Source organism: Bradyrhizobium sp. CCBAU 45394 (assembly GCF_028128655.1).
Taxonomy (GTDB): Bacteria; Pseudomonadota; Alphaproteobacteria; order Rhizobiales; family Xanthobacteraceae; genus Bradyrhizobium; species Bradyrhizobium diazoefficiens.
The window spans coordinates 12,014-31,881 of record NZ_LBIX01000153.1 but is presented as its reverse complement, the minus strand read 5'-3'; the positions used below and the strand labels follow the sequence as shown (position 1 = coordinate 31,881).

Annotated in this window: 18 protein-coding genes and 3 pseudogenes; 12 read left to right on the top strand and 9 right to left on the bottom strand. The window is 58.3% G+C overall.

All coding sequences use genetic code 11. The features are described 5' to 3' along the window. Positions 1 to 297 precede the first annotated feature (297 nt). The 10 genes and pseudogenes from WN73_RS16505 to WN73_RS16460 all read left to right on the top strand — a co-directional run. Positions 298 to 2,337, top strand: coding sequence for a carbamoyltransferase family protein (locus WN73_RS16505; protein ID WP_161536460.1), 2,040 nt, complete (start codon positions 298 to 300; stop codon positions 2,335 to 2,337). 157 nt (positions 2,338 to 2,494) lie between these two features. Continuing rightward, positions 2,495 to 3,607, top strand: a complete 1,113-nt coding sequence (locus tag WN73_RS16500) for a nodulation protein NodZ (protein ID WP_097668522.1) — start codon at positions 2,495 to 2,497, stop codon at positions 3,605 to 3,607. Next, the gene (locus tag WN73_RS16495; protein ID WP_143279286.1) at positions 3,604 to 3,783 is read left to right on the top strand and encodes a hypothetical protein; all 180 of its coding nucleotides are present in this window, start codon (positions 3,604 to 3,606) and stop codon (positions 3,781 to 3,783) included. Before WN73_RS16500 ends, WN73_RS16495 begins: the two co-directional genes overlap by 4 nt. A 627-nt stretch (positions 3,784 to 4,410) precedes the next feature. Continuing rightward, a complete protein-coding gene (locus WN73_RS16490; RefSeq protein ID WP_097668524.1) occupies positions 4,411 to 5,247 on the top strand; it encodes an SDR family NAD(P)-dependent oxidoreductase in 837 nt (278 codons plus the stop codon). 182 nt (positions 5,248 to 5,429) lie between these two features. Beyond that, positions 5,430 to 7,253, top strand: coding sequence for a nif-specific transcriptional activator NifA (nifA, locus tag WN73_RS16485; RefSeq protein ID WP_271553799.1), 1,824 nt, complete (start codon positions 5,430 to 5,432; stop codon positions 7,251 to 7,253). Between the two features lie 585 nt (positions 7,254 to 7,838). Next, positions 7,839 to 8,681 (top strand): electron transfer flavoprotein subunit beta/FixA family protein, encoded by an 843-nt coding sequence (locus WN73_RS16480; protein ID WP_097668526.1) that lies wholly within the window; start codon positions 7,839 to 7,841, stop codon positions 8,679 to 8,681. A 1,296-nt stretch (positions 8,682 to 9,977) separates the two neighbouring features. After that, complete coding sequence (locus WN73_RS16475; RefSeq protein WP_271553797.1) at positions 9,978 to 11,066, top strand: GFA family protein; 1,089 nt, start codon at positions 9,978 to 9,980, stop codon at positions 11,064 to 11,066. 6 nt (positions 11,067 to 11,072) lie between these two features. Continuing rightward, positions 11,073 to 11,750, top strand: a complete 678-nt coding sequence (locus tag WN73_RS16470; RefSeq protein WP_271553795.1) for a 2OG-Fe(II) oxygenase — start codon at positions 11,073 to 11,075, stop codon at positions 11,748 to 11,750. Positions 11,751 to 12,178: 428 nt separating this feature from the next. Next, on the top strand, positions 12,179 to 12,640 hold the full coding sequence (gene tnpA / locus WN73_RS16465) for an IS66-like element accessory protein TnpA (RefSeq protein WP_097668604.1): 462 nt from the start codon (positions 12,179 to 12,181) through the stop codon (positions 12,638 to 12,640). Then, positions 12,565 to 12,840: pseudogene (locus WN73_RS16460) on the top strand (IS66 family transposase); the annotation flags it as partial. The gene tnpA and the pseudogene WN73_RS16460, both read left to right, overlap by 76 nt. Here WN73_RS16460 and WN73_RS44390 read toward each other — a convergent pair. Beyond that, a complete protein-coding gene (locus tag WN73_RS44390) occupies positions 12,773 to 13,048 on the bottom strand; it encodes an ATP-dependent DNA ligase (RefSeq protein ID WP_333924391.1) in 276 nt (91 codons plus the stop codon). The pseudogene WN73_RS16460 and the gene WN73_RS44390 sit on opposite strands and share 68 nt — an antisense overlap. Continuing rightward, complete coding sequence (locus tag WN73_RS44385; RefSeq protein ID WP_333924392.1) at positions 13,023 to 13,241, bottom strand: hypothetical protein; 219 nt, start codon at positions 13,239 to 13,241, stop codon at positions 13,023 to 13,025. Before WN73_RS44385 ends, WN73_RS44390 begins: the two co-directional genes overlap by 26 nt. Here WN73_RS44385 and WN73_RS16450 point away from each other — a divergent pair. Then, positions 13,240 to 13,380 carry a hypothetical protein gene (locus WN73_RS16450; RefSeq protein ID WP_179879907.1) on the top strand — a complete coding sequence of 47 codons (141 nt, stop codon included), beginning with the start codon at positions 13,240 to 13,242 and terminating at the stop codon, positions 13,378 to 13,380. The genes WN73_RS44385 and WN73_RS16450 overlap by 2 nt on opposite strands. 234 nt (positions 13,381 to 13,614) lie before the next feature. Here WN73_RS16450 and WN73_RS16445 read toward each other — a convergent pair. Together WN73_RS16445 and WN73_RS16440 are read right to left on the bottom strand one after the other, a co-directional pair. Further along, positions 13,615 to 14,084, bottom strand: a pseudogene (locus WN73_RS16445) (IS630 family transposase). 89 nt (positions 14,085 to 14,173) lie between these two features. Continuing rightward, complete coding sequence (locus tag WN73_RS16440; RefSeq protein ID WP_161536456.1) at positions 14,174 to 14,557, bottom strand: IS630 transposase-related protein; 384 nt, start codon at positions 14,555 to 14,557, stop codon at positions 14,174 to 14,176. A gap of 173 nt (positions 14,558 to 14,730) precedes the next feature. Here WN73_RS16440 and WN73_RS16435 point away from each other — a divergent pair. Then, positions 14,731 to 14,956, top strand: a pseudogene (locus WN73_RS16435) (AMP-binding protein); the annotation flags it as partial. Between the two features lie 329 nt (positions 14,957 to 15,285). On the opposite strand, the gene WN73_RS16430 reads toward WN73_RS16435, so the two are convergent. From WN73_RS16430 to WN73_RS16405, 5 genes are all read right to left on the bottom strand, one after another. Next, positions 15,286 to 15,549: a hypothetical protein gene (locus WN73_RS16430; RefSeq protein WP_143279287.1), complete on the bottom strand. Its 264-nt coding sequence runs from the start codon at positions 15,547 to 15,549 to the stop codon at positions 15,286 to 15,288. Positions 15,550 to 16,359: 810 nt separating this feature from the next. Next, positions 16,360 to 16,545, bottom strand: a complete 186-nt coding sequence (locus WN73_RS16425) for a hypothetical protein (RefSeq protein ID WP_097668530.1) — start codon at positions 16,543 to 16,545, stop codon at positions 16,360 to 16,362. 256 nt (positions 16,546 to 16,801) lie between these two features. After that, positions 16,802 to 17,815, bottom strand: coding sequence for an anthranilate phosphoribosyltransferase (gene trpD, locus WN73_RS16420; RefSeq protein ID WP_271553789.1), 1,014 nt, complete (start codon positions 17,813 to 17,815; stop codon positions 16,802 to 16,804). Positions 17,816 to 18,563: 748 nt separating this feature from the next. Next, positions 18,564 to 18,872: an ATP-binding protein gene (locus tag WN73_RS16410; protein WP_271553787.1), complete on the bottom strand. Its 309-nt coding sequence runs from the start codon at positions 18,870 to 18,872 to the stop codon at positions 18,564 to 18,566. 10 nt (positions 18,873 to 18,882) lie between these two features. Then, positions 18,883 to 19,434, bottom strand: a complete 552-nt coding sequence (locus WN73_RS16405; protein ID WP_245448760.1) for a biotin carboxylase N-terminal domain-containing protein — start codon at positions 19,432 to 19,434, stop codon at positions 18,883 to 18,885. Positions 19,435 to 19,868 lie beyond the last annotated feature (434 nt).

Genomic DNA, 19,868 nt, shown 5'->3' with positions numbered 1-19,868 from the left:
AATCGATTCAGTGTCACGATGCTTTCTGCGGTAGCTCGGGAGTGACCTGGTCTGTCACAGCAGATGCTGCAATGGCCTTAAGAGGTCGCGATCGAGTTAGGTCTACGGCCGCCTGTTCGGTCGATCGGTGTCGGACGCCAGCACCGTTATTTCTGAGCGCCTGTCGCTAGGCGCCGTGACGGACTTTGCAAAGTTGTGTTGTGCTGTCTGGCCCGCGCACCCGACGGAGCGTGACTGTACAGATTAAGTAGGTGGGACGGCAGTTGGCCTTGCCGTCATGATCAAATGGAGAACGGGATGTTGTGCCTGGGAGTGAGTGGCGGTCTTGACAGAATCTATGAAAGCTCGCCGGAGCTGCCGAATACATTTCTTCACGATGGGGCTGCGGTTCTTGTGCAGGATGGCCGCGTGATCGCTGCTGTCGAAGAGGAGCGCCTCAACCGCGTCAAGCACTCCAACAAGTTCCCGAGCAATTCGATCCGATACTGCCTTTCTACCGCAGGAGTTGAGCTCGGAGAGATCGACCGTATCGCGTTCTACGCGACTGAAGCCTACTGCAATACTATGCTCGAGCGCCTTTCTGTTTCTCAGCCCATTCCGTTGGACGCCAAACTGTTGCTGCGGCAGCTGCTGACACGGGAGTTCGGCGCCGAGATCGATCCGTCCCGAGTTTCCTTCGTGAATCACCACGAAGCGCATGCTGTGAGCGCGTTTGCCATGTCCGGGTTCGAGCAAAGTCTTGTTTTTGCGATCGACGGCGGTGGCGATTTTCTCTCCGGCTTATTGGCGGTGGGGTCTGGCACCGAAATTACGCAACTTGAAAGCTTCCCGGAACATAACTCCCTGGGGCTGTTCTATCTCGAGACGATCCGATATCTCGGCTACGGGTTGTTCGACGAGTACAAAGTGATGGGGCTTGCCCCGTATGGTGATCCCGCTCCCTATCGCGAGCTCTTCGCGCAGTTCTACGAGTTGTTGGACAACGGTGGCTATCGCGTTTACCTGGATCGAATCGGTCCGGCCCTGGTCCGCAACATCGAGGTTCGGCGAAAAGGAATGCCATTCACCCAACAGCATCGAGATGTCAGCGCTTCGCTGCAGGAAGCGCTGGAGCGGATCGTGTTTCACATCCTGCGGCACCATCGTGAAGCGACGGGCATGACACGCTTGTGCCTGGCTGGCGGGGTAGCGCATAATTGCACGCTGAACGGTAAACTGCTTTATTCCGGGCTATTTGACGACATCTTTGTTCAACCCGCGGCGCACGACGCCGGTTGCGCACTCGGCGCTGCATTGATGGTATCGAACGAGCTGGGCAGGCCAGCACCACGCGAGCGACTGCCGGACGTTTATTGGGGGCCCGATCTCGGGAGCGACCAAGCCGTAGAGCATGAGCTCAACGCATGGTCAGGCCACCTCGACATTCAACGAAGTGATGACATAGCATCCAGTGCGGCAGACTGGATGGCAAATGGCGCTGTAATCGGCTGGGTTCAGGGCCGCTCTGAGTTCGGCCCCCGTGCGCTTGGTAACCGCAGCATTCTTGCGGACCCGCGGCCTGCGGAAAACAAGGACCGCATCAACGCGATGGTCAAGAAGCGGGAGGGCTATCGCCCGTTTGCGCCATCTGTACTGGAGGAGGATGCGAGCGAGTTCTTTGAGCTCCCGGACGGCACGCAGCAGCTCCCCTTCATGAACTTCGTAGTTCGTGTGCGTGAAACCAAGTGTAACGTGCTCGGTGCGATCACGCACGTTGATGGGACCGCTCGGCTGCAGACAGTATCGCGCAAGACAAACCCCACCTATTGGGATGTAATTAATGCGTTCAAGAGGCGAACGGGCATCCCGGTTCTTTTAAATACGTCATTTAACAACAATGCCGAGCCGATCGTGGAGTCCGTGTCAGATGCGATCACCACGTTCTTGACGACTGACCTGGACGGACTTGTTGTTGGGCCTTTCCTCGTCAGGAAGCGGCCAGCATCACTGCAGGATTGGAGTGCACTGGGCGTTTCATTGCCGCCGTATGCATCCCTTCATCGTGTTCGCTCCCACACAGCGCCAGATCGTCAGGAAACGGTCTGCGAGATCCGCAAGGGACATTCCGCCCACGATAGTATGCGTATCTCACATGAGCTTTTCGAGATCTTGATGCGGATCGAGGGCGAGGCGTCGCTCGGCTGGCTTCTCGACACAACCATGCTGAGCCAGGCCCAGCGTGAAGATCTCGTGAAGGAATTGCGGCTCGTGTGGGAGCTGCGGGGCGTTCGCCTGCATCCGCCGCGCGCGGCTTGCGGCCACAATGAAGTGAAAAATAGACATAGCCGGGACTCATGAGCATGGCCATGCCTATACCTGCATGTGAGGGGGCCAGGCCATCCGACGCACACGGGGTTATCGGCCATCCGACTGAAATCGGGCACGTGGACGCGACACCGCTGAAGAAAAGACGGAAAGTGTTGAGAGAACGCGGCCCATCAAGGATAGCGCTGTTATGAAGTTCTACCGACGCAGCTCGCCGGCACTGCGATTTCAGACCATGACGTCGGACAAGATGATACGTGAGATGTCTGCAATGACGTCTCTTGTCCAACCAGGAGCCCGGGAAGAGGCGATGCAGATGCTTAGCGGTTCGAGGAAGGAGCGGTTCGTAGTTTCCCGGCGACGTACGGGGTTCGGCGACTGCCTGTGGTCACTGGCCGCTGCCTGGCGTTTTGCAAAGCAGACAGGACGGACGCTAGCCATTGATTGGCGGGGATCTTGTTATCTCGATGAGCCATTCACCAACGCCTTTCCAGTCTTCTTCGAACCGGTTCAAGACATTGCCGGCGTGCGGGTGATCTGCGACGACAGGATCAATCAGTGCTCATTTCCGGGACCATTCTTCCCGACATGGTGGAACAAGCCATCCATCGATTGCGTCTATCGTCCGGACGAGCAGATTTTCCGGGAACGCGACGAACTCGATCAATTGTTGCGAAGTCAGAAAGATAGTGACGCTAACACGGTCGTGTGTGACGCGTGCCTGATGTGGCGCTGCGATCAGGAGGCCGAACGAGAAATCTTTCGGAGCATCAAGCCACGACCTGAAATTCAGGCTCGGATTGATGCTGTCTACCGTGAGCACTTTGAGCCGTACAGCGTAATCGGCATTCATGTCCGGCATGGCAACGGCGAAGATATTATGGGGCATACTCCCTACTGGGCCGACCCGGAGCGCGCCTTGCGACAGGTCTTTGATGCCATTGATAAGGCCCGGGGGTTACCCCACGCAAAACCCGTGAGAGCTTTCCTGTGCACGGACAGCGCGCTCGTCCTTGAGAAAGTTTCGACTAGATTTCCCGATGTGTTCACGATCCCCAAACGGTTTCAGGCGCCTCAGGCCGGCCCATTGCACAACGCCGCGCTAGGAGCCGAGGGCGGCTTTTCCGCCCTGATTGATATGTATCTTCTTGCGCGCTGCGACACCGTGATCCGTTTTCCCCCGACGAGCGCCTTCACGCGCTATGCGCGTCTCCACGCACCACGCGTTATTGAATTCGATTTGAACGATCCGAGCCGCTTGGTCCTGATTGAAGAAACCTCGCAAGAGCTCGTTGCTTCATGAAAGTCGTTGCCCGCTTGATCGATCTGATTGCCGCCCGTTGCATCCAGCAGTGCTGGCACTTTTTTTCGGGGCGGCATTTGTCGCAAAGTAATGCTCTGTCGCACAACTCCACCGAATGCCTCCCGCCGAAGCTCGACGTCGACAACGATGGCCCTAACGTGCTGCCGCCACGTTAAACAGGTGGAACACGTCTTCGCCTTGCGCGGACCGCGAGTGGAAGCTAATCGGTGGTCGGTCGCGGACGAACATATCGAAAGGGTCTCCGTAGAGCCGGTGAGTTCCGTAGTTGCGGTCGGGCACGCGCTGGTGCGGAGCGGCGGTCTCGAGAGCCACTATGTTGGGCTGAACATCCAGTAAGCCAGGTCGTGGTCCAGGACCAATCCGGCGAAGTGCCAGTGCCGGACACTGCAGAGCAGAGCGCGATAAAGTCAGCATCAGTTGCCGACAAATCTGACGCACGAAGCTGGTAACGTCAGTTTTCGAGTTGACGCGGCTACTGGCCGCGGGCCGCTATCCTGATCGATCGTTGCTCCAACGAGAGGCGGTGCCCATCGGCTGGCTCCTCGGTTGCGCGATCAGGAAAGAGAGCGCGGCTGCACCCTCGTCTTGACGCAGGCGAGTGTGCTCGTGACATTACGTAGGTAATGCACCATCGTTGTCGCAGAGCACACGCACGGTGTCTTGAACCCACCAAGCATTCCGCGTGCGCGACATTAGGACGCAAAAACGGAGTTGATTTGCGTGCATCGCAGTGGCGCAAATTCTGCTACGCGTGCGCCGACGCAATAGGAGAGGAGGCGGGCGTGGGTCTCGATCTGCCGAATGACGATCTGATCAGAGGTCAGCTGCCCGAAACACACCTGGGTTGCCTCTTTCACGCCGATAATGCCCGTATTCATCGCGGAGAACAGAAGGCGATGTTGCTGACCGGGGCATCGCGCGGAATTGGCCATGCCACTGCCAAGCTGTTTTCGGAGGCGGGCTGGCGCATCATTTCTTGCGCGCGCCAACCGTTCGACAGCAAGCGATGCCCCTGGGAGGCAGGGAACGAGGATCATGTCCAGATCGACCTGAGCAATCATCGAATGCTGCCGCGCGCGATCAGCGAGGTCAAGAAGCGCTTGGCAGGTGCTCCTTTGCACGCGCTGGTGAATAATGCTGGTGTCTCGCCGAAAACGCCCACTGGCGATCGGATGACGTCGTTGACGACTTCAACCGAGACCTGGATGAGCGTGTTCCATCTCAATCTGGTGGCCCCGATCATGCTGGCGCAGGGTTTGTTTGACGAGCTAAGAGCCGCGTCAGGATCGATCGTGAATGTGACTTCGATCGCGGGCTCGCGGGTGCACCCGTTTGCCGGCAGTGCCTATGCGACCTCAAAAGCTGCGCTTGCAAGCCTCACACGCGAAATGGCCCATGATTATGCGCCGCATGGCATTCGCGTGAATGCGATCGCGCCCGGCGAAATCAGGACGGACATGTTATCGCCCGACACAGAAGCGCGTCTCGTGCCAAACATCCCCTTGCGCAGAGTGGGAACCCCGGATGAAGTTGCCAAGGTCATCTTCTTCCTGTGCTCGGATGCGGCGAGCTATGTCACGGGGGCCGAGGTGCCGATCGATGGTGGGCAACATCTGTGAATTGGCCAAGCCTTGGCGCCGCAGTGACTTGAGCTGCAGCAGCGGTACTTATGCTCTCCGCTGACGACGCGCACACATTCCGCAAAAGGAAAAAGGCACACTGTGAGTTTACCGTCGTGCCATGAAAAGGTGTTACGGTTCTGTGTCATCTCGTCAACACTTGGAACTAGATCGAGAGTGACATGCAAAACGAACCTCGCAAACCCGAACAAGGTGCTACGGAGGATCATCAAGACAACGGAGGCCGCCTCATGCTGGATATCCCTTCCTCACTCGAAAGACCTGCCTCGCAACTTGAGCCGGAGCATAAGCTCTCGGGGGAGCCGTTGCGTGAGAGTGCGTTGGCCGGCATCTTCGAAATATCGAAAATACTCACGGCTCCTTGTCCGCTCGAAGTCACATTGGCAAACGTTGTTGATCTTCTGCAATCGTTTGTGCAGATGCGACACGGCATCGTCTCACTGTTCGACGATGACGGCATGCCGGACATTACAGTGGGCGCCGGCTGGAGCGAAGGCAGCGACGAACGTTACCGGATGCGCCTGCCACGGAAGGCAATCGATCAGATCGTCGCGACAGACAGGCCTCTTGTCGCCGAGGACGTGGCCGCCGAGCCGGCATTCAGCGCTGACGACCGGGAAGTGCTCGGCGCCTCCGATAATATGCCAGTGTCGTTCATCGGGGTTCCGATTCGCATTGGTCCGAAGGTTGTGGGTACTCTGACGATCGACCGTATCCGCGACGATAGGTCAAGCCTCCGCATCGATTACGATGCGCGGCTGCTCGCCATGATCGCCAACCTCGTGGGACAAACAGTGAAGTTAGACCGCGTGTTCGCCTGCGATCGCGAACCACTGGTGGCGGAGAAAGACCGTCTACAAAAGCAGATATTTGACCTCAGGCAGCCCGCTCGAGAGCGCAAGAAGCTACACGCCCATGGGATCATCGGCGACAGCCCGGCGCTGCGCGGGCTGCTCGAGAAGATTGCGGTTGTAGCCAAATCGAAAAGCACGGTTCTGTTGCGTGGCGAATCCGGTACCGGGAAGGAACTCGTAGCCAAGGCCATTCACGAATCGTCGTCCCGCGCCAAGCGGCCGTTCGTTAAGCTGAATTGCGCGGCGCTTCCTGAGACCGTCCTGGAATCGGAATTATTTGGCCATGAGAAAGGTGCCTTTACCGGTGCGTTCAGTTCGCGCAAGGGACGCTTCGAACTTGCTGACAAAGGAACGCTATTTCTTGACGAGATCGGCGAGATTTCAGCTCCGTTCCAAGCGAAGTTGCTGCGCGTCCTGCAAGAGCAGGAGTTCGAGCGCGTCGGCAGCAACCAGACGATTAAGGTCGATGTTCGAGTCATAGCTGCGACCAACAGGAACCTTGAAGAGGCCGTGGCACGGAGTGAGTTCCGCGCGGACCTTTACTATCGCATCAGCGTAGTTCCCTTGCTGTTGCCACCGCTGCGCGAAAGAAGCAGTGATATTCCGCTGCTTGCCAGCGAGTTCCTCAGAAAGTTCAACAACGAGAACGGCCGTACGCTGACCTTGGAGGCGAGTGCGATCGATGTACTGATGAAGTGCGGCTTTCCGGGAAATGTCCGCGAACTCGAAAACTGCATCGAGCGGACAGCGACGCTGTGCGCCGGATCATCGATCGTAAGAACTGACTTTGCATGCCACCAGGCCCAGTGCCTTTCCGCGATGCTGTGGAAAAGTACATCGGACGGGAGGCCAGACCAGCCGGCACCCATCCCGCCGGTGCCCGGAAAGTCCATCATTCCGCTAGCTGAAGCGACCCCGCCGGTCCCGTCCGTCGGCAGCGAACTGACCTCACTGGCTCCTCCCGGCACAGTTCTCGTAAGCGGCGCGAAGATGGCCGATCGCGAACGGGTCATTGCGGCCATGGAAAAATCTGGCTGGGTGCAGGCAAAGGCAGCGCGCCTGCTCGGACTAACGCCACGCCAGATCGGCTACGCGCTGAGGAAATACGGAATCGAAATAAAGCGGTTCTGAACGACAAAATCGGCCGGAACCTTTACTATCACAGTTGAGCCAAATAGCTATGTGAGGACGATCTCCGGTGGCCAATCTCATTGCAATCTTAAAGGAACGGGTCCGCCCTCGGCGGCGACTTGGCCACGACCGAAACCGCTCCGCTCGCTTCCGAGACTGCTGTCGCAAGCAAACTCACCTGGTTCGGTGAGAGATGGATTTGCGCGCCACGACATACAGAGCGTCACCTTCGGTCTGCAAGCGCGAACCGTCAATTGCTCGACATCAGACGAGCTATCACGCGTATTCGTCCATCAAGCCGGACTAGCGGCAATTCTCATTGACCGTCAACCGGTCCGCCGCCCGCTCGTGATTAGCGGCGGTAGTCTGTCGCAAGCCGTCCTGGCGTCACTCGGCTGGCGTGCCCTGCGGAACAGCGCTGTCGCAGCCCCGACTTGTGTCAGCATTCGTTCGTCAGGAAGAGCGGGCTAGAGGGGCGCATTACCCGCTCTAGCCACTGTGATGGCAAGCCGATTTCAAAAGGATGGCGATGGTACAACACTTGCTGTTCTCTTCGCAGCTGTCGCAACTTTTTGGAGCAACTCCGTGCACAATGTCGTTTGCATCAAACAGGTTCCGGACTCGGCGCAGATCCGCGTGCACCCCGTGACCAATACGATCATGCGTCAGGGAGTGCCGACCATCATCAATCCATATGACCTCTTCGCACTCGAGGCCGCGCTGGAGCTTCGCGATCGGTTCGGCGGCGAAATTACCGTGCTTACAATGGGGCCGCCATCGGCGGAAGATTCCTTGCGAAAGGCGCTGACTTATGGCGCCGATCGCGCCGTACTCCTCACCGATCGCTGTTTTGCGGGCTCCGACACCCTGGCCACAACGTATGCACTTGCAACAGCCATCCGAAAAATTGGTAAGGAATACGGCCCGACCAACCTTATCTTCACGGGAAAGCAGACCATCGACGGCGATACCGCGCAGGTTGGGCCCGGCATCGCAAAGCGGCTTGGCGTACTGCAGCTAACCTACGTTGCCAAGGTCAGATCCTTAGATCTCGCCGCCCATACAATTGAAGCGGAACGACGCTCGGAAGGTGGTGTCCAGGTGCTGCACACGAGGCTGCCCTGTCTCATCACCATGCTGGAGGCAACGAATCAGATTCGGCGCGGCGCGATGGCGGATGCCTTGCGTGCCGCGCGTGCCCAAATCGTGAAATGGAGCGCGCACGATGCCGGTGTCGAAGACGTCTCCAAATGCGGCCTCAAGGGCTCGCCGACCGTCGTCAAACGAGTGTTCGCTCCCTCTGCGCGGGCTGAGAAGGCAACGTTGGTTGAGGCCGCCGAGCAACCGGCACAGGCGTTGATAGACGCTATTTTCAAGTATCAACCGAAGCTCGAAACCGATCTTGCGGCACTTGTCCGTGACGCGTGATCTGGAGAGCCCTGGCAACGATAGATCGGAAACGGTCCGAGGATGTACCAAGGGCAAGAGGCACCGTCCAGTGAGAGCGCGCAAGATGTAGTACGCATCTCAGCCCGCGACCTGCGCATTCTGGTCTATGGCGTTCTTCGATCGCTCGCGATCACCCGGGACTGCATGTTCCGTAGACCGATCGATGCCCCGAGTTGGCTGCGATCAGGCGCATCGACTAAGGGCTGCGCATGCGTCCAGACCCCCACTGTGTGGTCGTATTCGACGACTGCTTCGCGCGTAGTTGTTACGAACGAAGACGGAACACGTCAGCGACTAGGATCACCATGCTAGCGCGATGCCGCTTGAACGCCCAAAGTGCTGTCGCGCGGTTCAGGGCGCAAAGCCCACCTATGTGTCGCCTTTTGAGCAATATTCGCAATTCAACAGCCCTATACCCATTGTGAGTGGCCGCTGGCTCTTCGCTGTTTGGTTTCCGAGGGCCGTGCAAGTCCTGTCAGGTTCAATACACTTGCAATGAGGAGTCGGTCGCGAGCGTTTCGTCAAGGCACTCATAACCTTATGGGGCGAGTGCACGGTTTTGGCACGGTGATTGCTGTAAACGTGCAAGAACACAATATGGCGGCGCTCGCAACGCGAAAACTAGCGGCGGTCTCTTTGAGACGCTCGTGCCGCCCAGCAGCCGGCATTTCGCGCAGCTTGCGGCCAAAGGCGTCAAGCGCCAGGTAGATGCGGATTGATCCTTGCAATGTTGTACGTAGGTCATAGCCGTTCGATGAACTGGCACGAGCAGCAACCGCGAGGGCTTGATTCATCCACGACGGATCGCGAAAGCTGGAAGCGCCCGGGCGACTCGCGCAGTGACGTTAGCTTCCCGATGGCGTGCGCTGGCAAGATCTCAACATGACTCTACAAGCGATTGCTAGCCGTGCCGGGCATTCACGGCATCGGACTGCTCATGGTCCGGAATCCGACTGGATCGCCGCCGCTCAATTTGGTGGACATCGCGTGAGCAGGATTGAGCATGCCGCTGTCTGGTACGTGAACGTCGGCACGAGGAAGTTCGCGTCGATGGTGAACGCGATCATACGACCATCGAACCAACGAAGTTGCAGATCTCCGCGGCGGCCAATAGCCGGTCCGGACACGAAGTGGCTTCGTTCTCTCCTCATCGCCATAGGTCAAATGACATCTCAAGCGTCTCGATTTCCACCGGATCAGCCTCCGCAGATATGCTGCGAGTATTTGACTGAGCAAGCGCGAGCCCTGTTCGGCCCGCACCCGTTCGATGTGGAGATGTCCGAAGACCAGGTCGCTATCCTGATGCCTGAATACCTGGCGATGTCACAGGCGTTCTCGTACCTGCAGGCAGAGTCGCAAAGGGATCTCATATTCGATGCAATGCATCACAATCGAGATCGTGCGAGGGACATTGAACTGACCAGCATGGTCGCAAATTTTAACTGTTGGGATGAGAGGGGTGGTTATCGCCGAGTTCCCCAGGGCGGCAAGGCAGCGCTACCCGATATTCCGGTCATTGAAAACTTCCACTCAAACCTCTTTAGAAAGAATGCTTCGCGACTACTCGGCAGAGCAGTGCGGACCAACTACAGTGCCACGACGAAGCGGTGCCTGTATTCTCTCTATGCCGGATTGTCATCGAAAGACCCCCTAGTGGGTTGCGCCTACATGGTCGGTTTTGAGCTACACGCTGCGGACATGATCCAGTCGCGGCGGACCACTTTGGTAAAAACCTTTGAGGCGCGGTCTGACGATCTTGAGAATTTCCGCAGCCATGTCCGCGGAGAAGATCCCGCGGAGAAGTATCACAGAGAAATGACAAGCCGGCTGCTTGGCGAACTTGTCCTGGCAGACTTTAATGGTCGCTTTTTGAATGAATTCGATCGAGCCTATCGGCTCAGCTTACTGTGGTGCCGCGATCTGCTCCGAATCGTCTCACGTGAGGGAGATGGTCACTCGGAGATCGAACACCATGGCCGTTGTCATTGTGGTTCTGTCAAGTTCTGCGTCCGAGCGCCACGAGAGCTTCTGCAGTTCGATGCAATTGCTCAATCTGCCAAATGTCTGGATTTCTGCACTTGCTCGTACCTGGCGATAGGCTCGGCATTAAGTGCGGCGAAGAATTCCTCACTGCGTACCAGTTCAACAAGAACATCGCTCGGCACACGTTTTGCCGGCTTTGTGGCCCAAAGCCATTCTGTAGGCCGCAGTCGAACCCTTCCGGATTCAGCCGTAAATATTCGATGCCTGGATAATCGAATGCATAAGAATAAACGAGTTCGATGGCGAGCATTGGGAGCAAGCATTCCGCTATATGCGCCAGGACCCGGTAGCCCTGCCTCGAAGATTGAAGCCCTGGAGTGAACTAGAATGGCGCGCGCAATGAATGATAAATCCCGTCTGCTTTCAGAAGAAGCTCTGACAAAATACCGCATAGAGCTGTTGGTGAAGGGGACGGTCGTGATCGGCCCCCAGATACTGTTCACCCAAGATGACTTGGCCAGGATCGATCAGCTGCAGGCTGAGATTCCCGAAGAAGAAGTGCGGGAAGGAGATGCCGGCGACTCGCACCATGTCTTTGTCAAACGCGTGAGGGTAGACCCGCCCGGCCGCGCTCCTAGCAACGCGACTGGTGCAGCTCCAGGGCAGATCATGGAACTACTTGAAAGGAAAGACCGCAGAGTCGCGGTAAGAAAGATCTTGGGGGCATCGTCAGATTACGTGATTCGCCGATGCCAAATGCATCGTATGCCACCTGGTTCCTTTGTTGGCATGCATCGGGATGCGGCGAGCGACCCGGATTTCGAGTACTCGGTGATTGTGCAGCTCGCGAGAGACTTCGATGGGGGGGAGTTCGTGGTATATCCAAGCGGATACGAACAGCAGGTATTCCGACCGCCCTTTGGCGCCGTGCTTGTCACCACATGTAGGCTCCGACATGAGGTGAAGCCTGTGCTGACCGGGGAGCGCCGATCGTTGGTCTACTTCTGTTCAAAACGCACCGGCGCGAACCGCCGGGTCGTCGGAAGCCCTACCGGTGGCCTGTGATTGAGGTGGTTGAAATGGCCTTTGAATGAGTTGGGTATCGGGTGAGCTCATCAGAAGATGAGGTTGGTAGCTCGGCCATCTTGTGAAAGAACAGGTTGGGTCTTTGTCGCTGTGGGACATAGACTTTTCTTTTAAAGCCCAACGAAAGGTCGCCGGCTAAAGCCGCTCGGAAGAGTAACTCCGCTGGGTCTCGCAACAGCGCCGTCCAGCTCGCCGCCCGTCTCGGTTCCCGCGTGCAACCGCCCCGCATAGCCCGGCAGCAGAACGGCCATGATTGCGGAGTTGTTTTGGTAGACTTGACACGAGCGCTGATTAGAGGCCGGGGAGGCCGTCTTGCGCGTTGCGCTGCCTTACGCCGTTGGCGCAGGGTAAGCCTCCGAGGAAAGACGCCTTGCGACGGGCTGGCTTGATGGTTGAGAACTGTACGTATGGACAGCCATACGATCAGTGCGCTGAATCGACTGGAAGTGGTGGAGACGGGCCGGCGGCGGCGTTGGTCTGAGGAGGAGAAGGCGCGGATTGTTTTGGAGAGCCTGTCCGAGCCGCGGCTGGTTGCGGCGACAGCGCGGCGATACGGCTTGTCGCGTTCTCTGCTGGTGACTTGGCGAAGAGCCTTCGCGGCGGAGCGGACCAAATCCGAGGCTGGCTTTGTCAGGGCAGTTGTGGCCGAGGATGGGCCTGTGGCGTCGGTGGCGGCTTCATCGGAGAGCGCGACAGCACACTCGACGGAGCGTCGGATCGAGATCGAGCTGGCTGGCGGGCGGCGCGTCATTGTCGATGCGGGCGTCGACGTTGAGGCGCTTCGGCGGCGGCGATCTCGCCCATTGCGCTGGAAGCGGTGCCTCGAATTGACCAGCTGTTCGAGATCGAGCGCGAGATCCATGGGTTGAATGCCGAGGAGCGGCTGCGGGTCCGCCAAGACAGAAGCGCGCCGCTGCTGAGCGATTTTGAGGCTTGGCTACGGGCGGAAGCCGCCCGGCTCTCGCGTTCGTCAAACGTGATCAAGCCGATCAATTATCTGCTCAACCGATGGGATGGCTTTGCTCGTTTTGTCCATGACGGAAGGATTTGCCTGACCACGGATGGCGCTGTGGATCCTTTTCGAGCTGCGCCAGGGTGGTCTTGCGCATGAACAGGGGCAGGCGGGACAGGCCATCGCCGCCGAGCGCGAGGCAGTCGAAGGCGTAGAGCTGAACCTCGTCATCGTGCCGGCGCGACTGGAGCGCGTCGAAGTCCGATAACCCGTCGACTCCGAGCACGACGGCCTCGCCGTCAAGGATGAATTGCTGCTGGCGCATCTTCCGCGCCGTCTCGACGATCCAGGGATACCGGCTGGTCCAGTCGAGCCCACTCTTCAAGCGCCAGCCGCACGCGGTCGCCGTCCCGCTCGACGCGGAGCCGGTAGCCGTCGTACTTCACTTCGTGGATCCAATCAGGGCCAGCCGGCACCACGTTCCGGGCCGTTGGTAAGCAGAACAAATCCTTCGGCATGGCCGGGATCTATGCACGCTCGTCGGATTTGCGTGTCCGGTCTCCGATGCCGCTGTGCGCCGCCTGGACGTGCCGGCTGACGCTATTGTTGGTGATCGGCTCGCCGCAGAAGCAGTGCGCCTGGCCGCTGGTCGGCTAGGTCGGGAGCGGTAGCTTCTCGTCGTGCATCCGGTCCTTCCACGCATGGAAGTCTCGAGACTGGCGCCACATCTCGAAGTGCGCTTCGGTCCGGCTCGCCAGGAGCGGCGCAGGGCGAGCGGCAAGACGATGAACCGCTGCACCTCGAGCACCTAATCGCCGATCGGCCGGCACTTCAGGAGCGACTTAAAGGTGGTCGCGATTGGGGCTGACAGAGCTCTAGAGCATTTTCCAATCACGTTGCGTCGTAACCAGCCGCGACGAGATAATTGTGACATTCCTCGGGTGAGAAGCGTTTGAGAGCGTCGGCGATTGCTTGCCAGAGATCGGGCATGGTGCGCGCTGCCGCGGCCCGCAACAGCGTCTTCAATCTAGAGAAGGCCATTTCGATGGGGTTGAAGTCTGGACTATAGGGCGGAAGATAGAGCAGGCTTGCTCCGACCGCCTGGATGGCCTCTCGAACGCCATGGACCTTGTGAGCGGTCAAGTTGTCCATGATAACGGTATCGCCCGGCCGCAGCGAGTGAGCAATTGCTCGACGTAGGCCAGGAAAGCGTCGCCATCCATTGGGCCGTCCAGAACAAGCGGCGCGATCAGACCGTCGGAGCGCAATCCAGCGGTGAATGTCGTCGTCTTCCAATGTCCGTGTGGGATAGCTGCACGACATCGCTCGCCGCGTGGCGAGCGCCCGTGAAGCCGCGCCATTTTGGTGTTGGCGCTGGTTTCGTCGATGAAAACGAGACGCTCAGGGTCAAGATCGATTTGCCCTTCGAACCACTCCTCGCGCGCGGCATTTATATCGCCGCGCCGTTGCTCGGCGGCGTGCGCTGTCTTTTTTTAAGTGTGATCTTTCTGCGCTGGAAAAAACGCCAGAGCGACGCGATGCCAGTCGATATTCCACGACGTTTCAACAGTTCTCGCAACTCGGCGAGCGTGATATCCGGCTTCGCGTTCACCGCCTCCAGAATCAATTGCGAATGCGCTTCGATGCGCTGCGATTTTCGGTCACCGCCCTGGCGTTTAGGAACGATGTCGCCAACTTCCTTGAGGCGACCGCGCCAGCGGATCGCGCTGGCCGCGCTGACACCAAAGCGCTCGGCAGCCTGTCGACAGGACATGCCACCGTCAATCGCTGCTACCACCCTTTGGCGAAGATCAACCGAAAGCGCCCTGGCCATACATGCTGGCCTCCCTCGCCAGCATGCAGCTTGAATCTGACGCCGCTTTGGGAATCCCCACCCGATTCATTCCGGTCGGAAAATGCTCTAGCGAGACGAAGCAGACATTCACCTCACGTCCTCAGGGTACCGCTTTCCAGCGCGCGATCGAAAGCTTGGGCAAGTTCGGATGAATTGAGCGATTTAAATATAGTCAGGGGCAGACTCTTAGCTGCGCCAGCCTCAATCGACAGATCGAGCGGATCGCCCGCGCCTTCAAGAGCCAGCTCGGCGTCCAGAGGGGAGACCGGATCGCGATCGTCAGCCTCAACAGACCTGATTATCTGGCGTTGCTCTATGCCTGCTGCGAGGCTCGGCGCAATCCTCGTATCATTGAATTGGCGCCGTGCGGCCGCCGAGCACTTTTCATTTTGTCAAAGCGCTCGACAAGGTGCTCCACACCCGCTTTATGCCGGAGACCACGCTTAATGCATTCGAGCGGGGCCGGTCGACGCTGGCAGCCCTGGTGCCAGCCATGATGCAAGCCCAGGCCAGCAATGACGCGCTCGATCAGTATGCAGCGATCCAACTTGTTATCCATGCGCATCAGGTCCGCACAGCACGATTGTCCCGATGCGCTTCAGTCGCAACCCCGAAATGCTTGTTCGAGCTCCCGCTCGTATGCTTCGGTTGGCCTTCGTACAGGCTATGATCACACCGCCTTGGCAGGACTTGGTTCTGGATGGTTGTCATTGGTTGCGAACAATGGATATTGCTTGAGGGATCTCGGGCGATTGATCGCTCACTCTGTTCTGCTCGGCGACGGTCGTGTGCATCTGTCGGTAGTGATAGGCACACCACGAAGATAGTTTCTTGCCGCGTCCTTGATATACAGGCTCGCCGCACATATAGGCCGCTCTGGCATCTCCATCTTTGAAGCCGATGATGCAACGGCATTGGCCTTCAATATGGTCGATTAACAGGACCTTCTTGACGCCGTCGGGCTCTTTCAACTTGGATGCTCCATAATGCCAAGCAATATCTTCCGATGCCGCGGGATCACGCGGAGCGGCACTCGCAGCTCAGGATCTTAGGAAACCTGCGGAGGCCCGCCGTCAGCCGCACCTTTGCGCCATGGAAATGCCTAGCCAGCCACGGGAAAGTAGTTTGAACAGAGCGCAAAACCGGTTCGGCGAACTGATTTTGGCGCGGTGTCGCGCGGCTCTCTGGTGGCTCGGCTCAGGTTAGCCCCATAGTTTCGGTTCCTGAATGCCTAAGCATTCAAAGCTACGAGCGAGCCGTAGCGCCATCGGGTCGTGGATCTGACCTGCTGAGACATTCGCAATCCTTCATAATCCCGGCGGCAGACCAAGATAGGTGCCAACCTCAAGACCGTACAATTTAACGTTACGTCAGATTCAAGCTTTTTTTGGCAGCCTGTGAGAACATGGCCAAGCTCTCGGGCTGCCGGATCGGCCGGTCTGGTGTCGCAAGCATTCAGCGCTGCAATTTGCGTCAAGAGAGTTCGTCATCTCGTTGGTGTCCGCTGGATTAGCTACCATCATGACCCGACGGACGTGCAATATTTCGCCGTGTAGGCCGGATCAGCGATCCAGCGGCCAACTGAGAATTGCCGCACAATAGGACCCTTCTCAAGCAGGAAACCACGCTGAGCGGCCGGCGAAGTGCACATGGAGTCGTGGTCGCGATCCGACCGGCTGGGCTGGAGCCTCGCTGGGCCCCCGTGCGGATGGGATGATGCCGATTGCGGTACCGGTGCGCGCCTGCCAGAGTTTCTTCGCACGTAGACGGCAGCGGCGCACCTAAGGCACTTTTAGGAGAACACGCTTTTTTGCCTCGAGAAGATGCTTATCGAGCGTCGCGTGCAGCGCACCCCGCAGCTCCGGCGGGATCGAGCTATCTGTATCGATCAATTCCCGAAACTTCCGAATGATGTGTTCTATCATTGCAATAGATCCGAGTGCTTCAATATTCTGCCGGGACATCATCGATTTTCTCCTTCGGAGCGCAGCGCGCGCTTCGTCGGGGGGCTCACCTCGGCAACCCCGGCTGCAACAGGCTCTTCGATAAAAAAAATTGGCTCTCGGGCCGCGTGCTCAGCGCGAATTGCTTTGGTCATGGCGAGTGCAGGCGGCGCACGCTCCTTGAAATCCCACAGACGTGAGCGCATTCGCGGCTGCAATATCGTCGCGCTCGTGAGCCGCAGTCTTGGTCGGAATACTGGGACATCGGCCAGCCTAGCTGTCACGCGTTCGAAACCGCGATCAGGCGCTTCAGTCGAGCGGCTGCGGCGCCGCGATCAAGTGATTCTTGTCCAAGTGCTACGCCTTCCTGCAGGGTCGAGGCCCGCCCGGCCACGACCAATGCCGCCGCTGCGTTCAAAAGCGCAGCGTCGCGAAATCGACCTGGTGCGCCATCAAGCGCATTTTGCAGTGCAACGGCATTAGCCTCGGCATCGCTGCTCTCCAGCGCGTCGTTGCGGCAGCGGGGGAGCCCGGCTTCTTCCGGCGTCACTTCGAAGGTGCGGACTATACCCGCCTCAAGCGCAGCAACAAAGGTTGGACCGGTGAGGGTCATTTCATCGAGCCCGTCCGAGCCATGAACAACCCATACCGACTGGGCCCCAAGGTTCTTCAAAACGTGCGCCAGGGGCTTGACCCATTCGGCAGAGAACACCCCAACGATCTGCCGCTTTACCCTGGCCGGATTGGACAGAGGCTCGATCAGATTAAAGATCGTGTGGGTTCCAAGTGCGTTCCGGATCTGGCCGACGCGCTGCATCGCCGGATAATGGGCTGCCGCAAACATGAAGCCGACGTCGGCTTCCTGCACACAACGTGCAATGGCCTCAGGCTTGAGATCGACCTTCACGCCGAGCCGCACCAACAAGTCTGCGGTGCTTGATCCCGAAGACGCAGCGCGGCTGGCATACTTGGCGACAGGAATGCCGGCCCCGGCGACGATAAAGGAAGCACACGTCGACACGTTGACCGAATACATAAGGGTGTCGCTCGCGCCAGCGATACCGAAGGGGTCGCATGCCGCCTCGACACGCGGCATCCTATTCCGCATCGCGGAGGCGGCGCCGGTGACTTCTTCGACCGTCTCGCCCCGGACCCGCATCCCCATCAACAAGCCACCGATTTGCGAGGGAGTCGCGTACCCCGACATCATGCTTTCGAAGGCTGACGCAGTTTCCTCACGCGTCAGAGTGGCGCCGGTGGCAACTTTGCCGATGATTGATCTAAGCGCTTCCATCGAACTTTACACGTTCCTTGTCCAAGCCTCGCGCTCTTCCGTTCAACGAAGCATCGTTGAAGAGACCTGGCACCGGTTGCCTTGATGCAGCTGCCCGCCCCACGGGGCATGGTCTCATTGACGCTTGAGGCGGCAGTCGGTTGAGTGTGCGCACCTTGGCGAGGCTACAACCTGACGCTACGTGAGGGGCAAGCTTCATTTTATGGTGCCATCGATAGGAGATCGCCGCCTAGTTGGAACTTGCAGTTTGCTTGACGCCGGGACCAATGGCACTGTCTAGGGACCGCTTGCCGCGTCCGCAGCGCCCTCTTGACCGCGGTGTTCCGGCCGGATCACCGCATCCTTCAAAGCCTTATGGCTTTCCGGCGCCGCCGTCGTGGAGCGTTGAAGCGGCTTCCTCTACCTGCTTCGAGGCTATCGGTGCTGGGTAGATCGAGCCCGCTCTACAAAAGAACCCCAGCCGATTGCAAATGAAGGTGCGCAGGACAGCCTTCGTAGAGCGATGGACGTGTTCCGTTGATCCGCCCACATGAGGCGGTGAGCCGCCGGTCTTCGGTCCCGCCTTACAGTCGGACTACACCGTACTGCGGCGCGTCGAAAAGCGCATGGATCAAACGCGCGTCCCGACATAGCGTAAGTTCCTGCGCCGTGCGAGCTATTACAAATGATCGCAAACGTCGGCACGGACGCGCCATGATCAGCTTTGCGTCCTTGGTGATCCCACGCCGTTCATATTCGCGGCCAACCATCAAGCCCGTTGCATTCTGCAGGAAGAGCAGGAGCGTTCTCGCAAACCGGGGTCCGCAATTCCGGCGATAGCGCCAGCGTGGGCGTTTCCTCGATGATCTCTTGGAAACGGCGCTGCACCCGAACATTCGCGCTCGAAGAGAGGGATCAGGTTACCGAAGTAGTCACCGAGCACCTGTACTTCAATATGTCGAGGGCTTTCGACATATCGTTCAACATCAAGTCGGACATCTCCAAAGCAGCGACGCGTTTCACTGCTCGATTGCTCAATGGCTGCCTCCAACGTAGCATGGTCGCGTACAATCAGCATTCCCTTGCCGTCACCGTCCCCTGATGGCCTTGACGAGCAAAGGAACTCCAACAGCCCGCGCTCTCGAAACGAATGTTGGCGGATCATCTTCCTCGATGGCGCAGGGTGCGTAGCCGTTGCCCTGAACGAAATTACGGGCGCGGATCTTATCGCCCATTAGTTCGATAGTTTCTGAAACCGGCCCAATGAACGCAATTCCGGCCTTTAACACTGTCCTCGCGAATTCCGCACTCTCAGAAAGCACTCCATAACCCGGATGTATCGCGCCGGCGTTCGCCTTGTGGGCGGCAGCGATAATCTGCGCGATGTTTAGATAGCTTGCGATCGGCGGGCGGCCGCTGATCGGAATGGCCAAGCCGGCCATTGAGACGGCCGGGGTCCCTTCGTCAACCTCATGCTGGGCAATTGCAGAACGACGTCCAAGCTTGTGCAACGTTTTGATGATACGTGCGGCTATCTCCCCGTATTCGCGATCAGACCGGTATTGAAGGGTAATTTGCGCATTCGCCGATCCAGACAAGCGCGATTGAACCAGAGCGTCGGTCAATTGTAGGCGAGCCATGCTCGTCACCGGACCTTGGGCGACGGTCCTGCTGGTCAGGCTGAGTCCACTTCTGAGGATGAGGCAAACGAACAGTCCGCCATATCTTCACTTCGAGTCCTTGCTTTTCTTGCCAGTGTCACGCACGGAGATCACGTAGCGACATTGCTGACTGAGGCTCGCTTGTCTGGATCTGAGGCAGGTAGTGATAGCGGTGCGATCTGGTATGTGGCTGCTACAAAGGCGAAACACGTCCTCCATGCAAGCCTCTTTCTCCTCTGCGGTCGGCGCTTGATCGCGCGCGTCGACTGGCCCGGGCATCACAGCTGTCATTGCGACCGCAAGAGCGATGGCGCAGTAGTAAATTGTGAGGCTGGAAGCCAATTGAGCTCGTTGATTTTGAGTCATGATATCCCTTCAAATCGGTGAGGCTGCGGTATTGTTCTTTGCGCGAA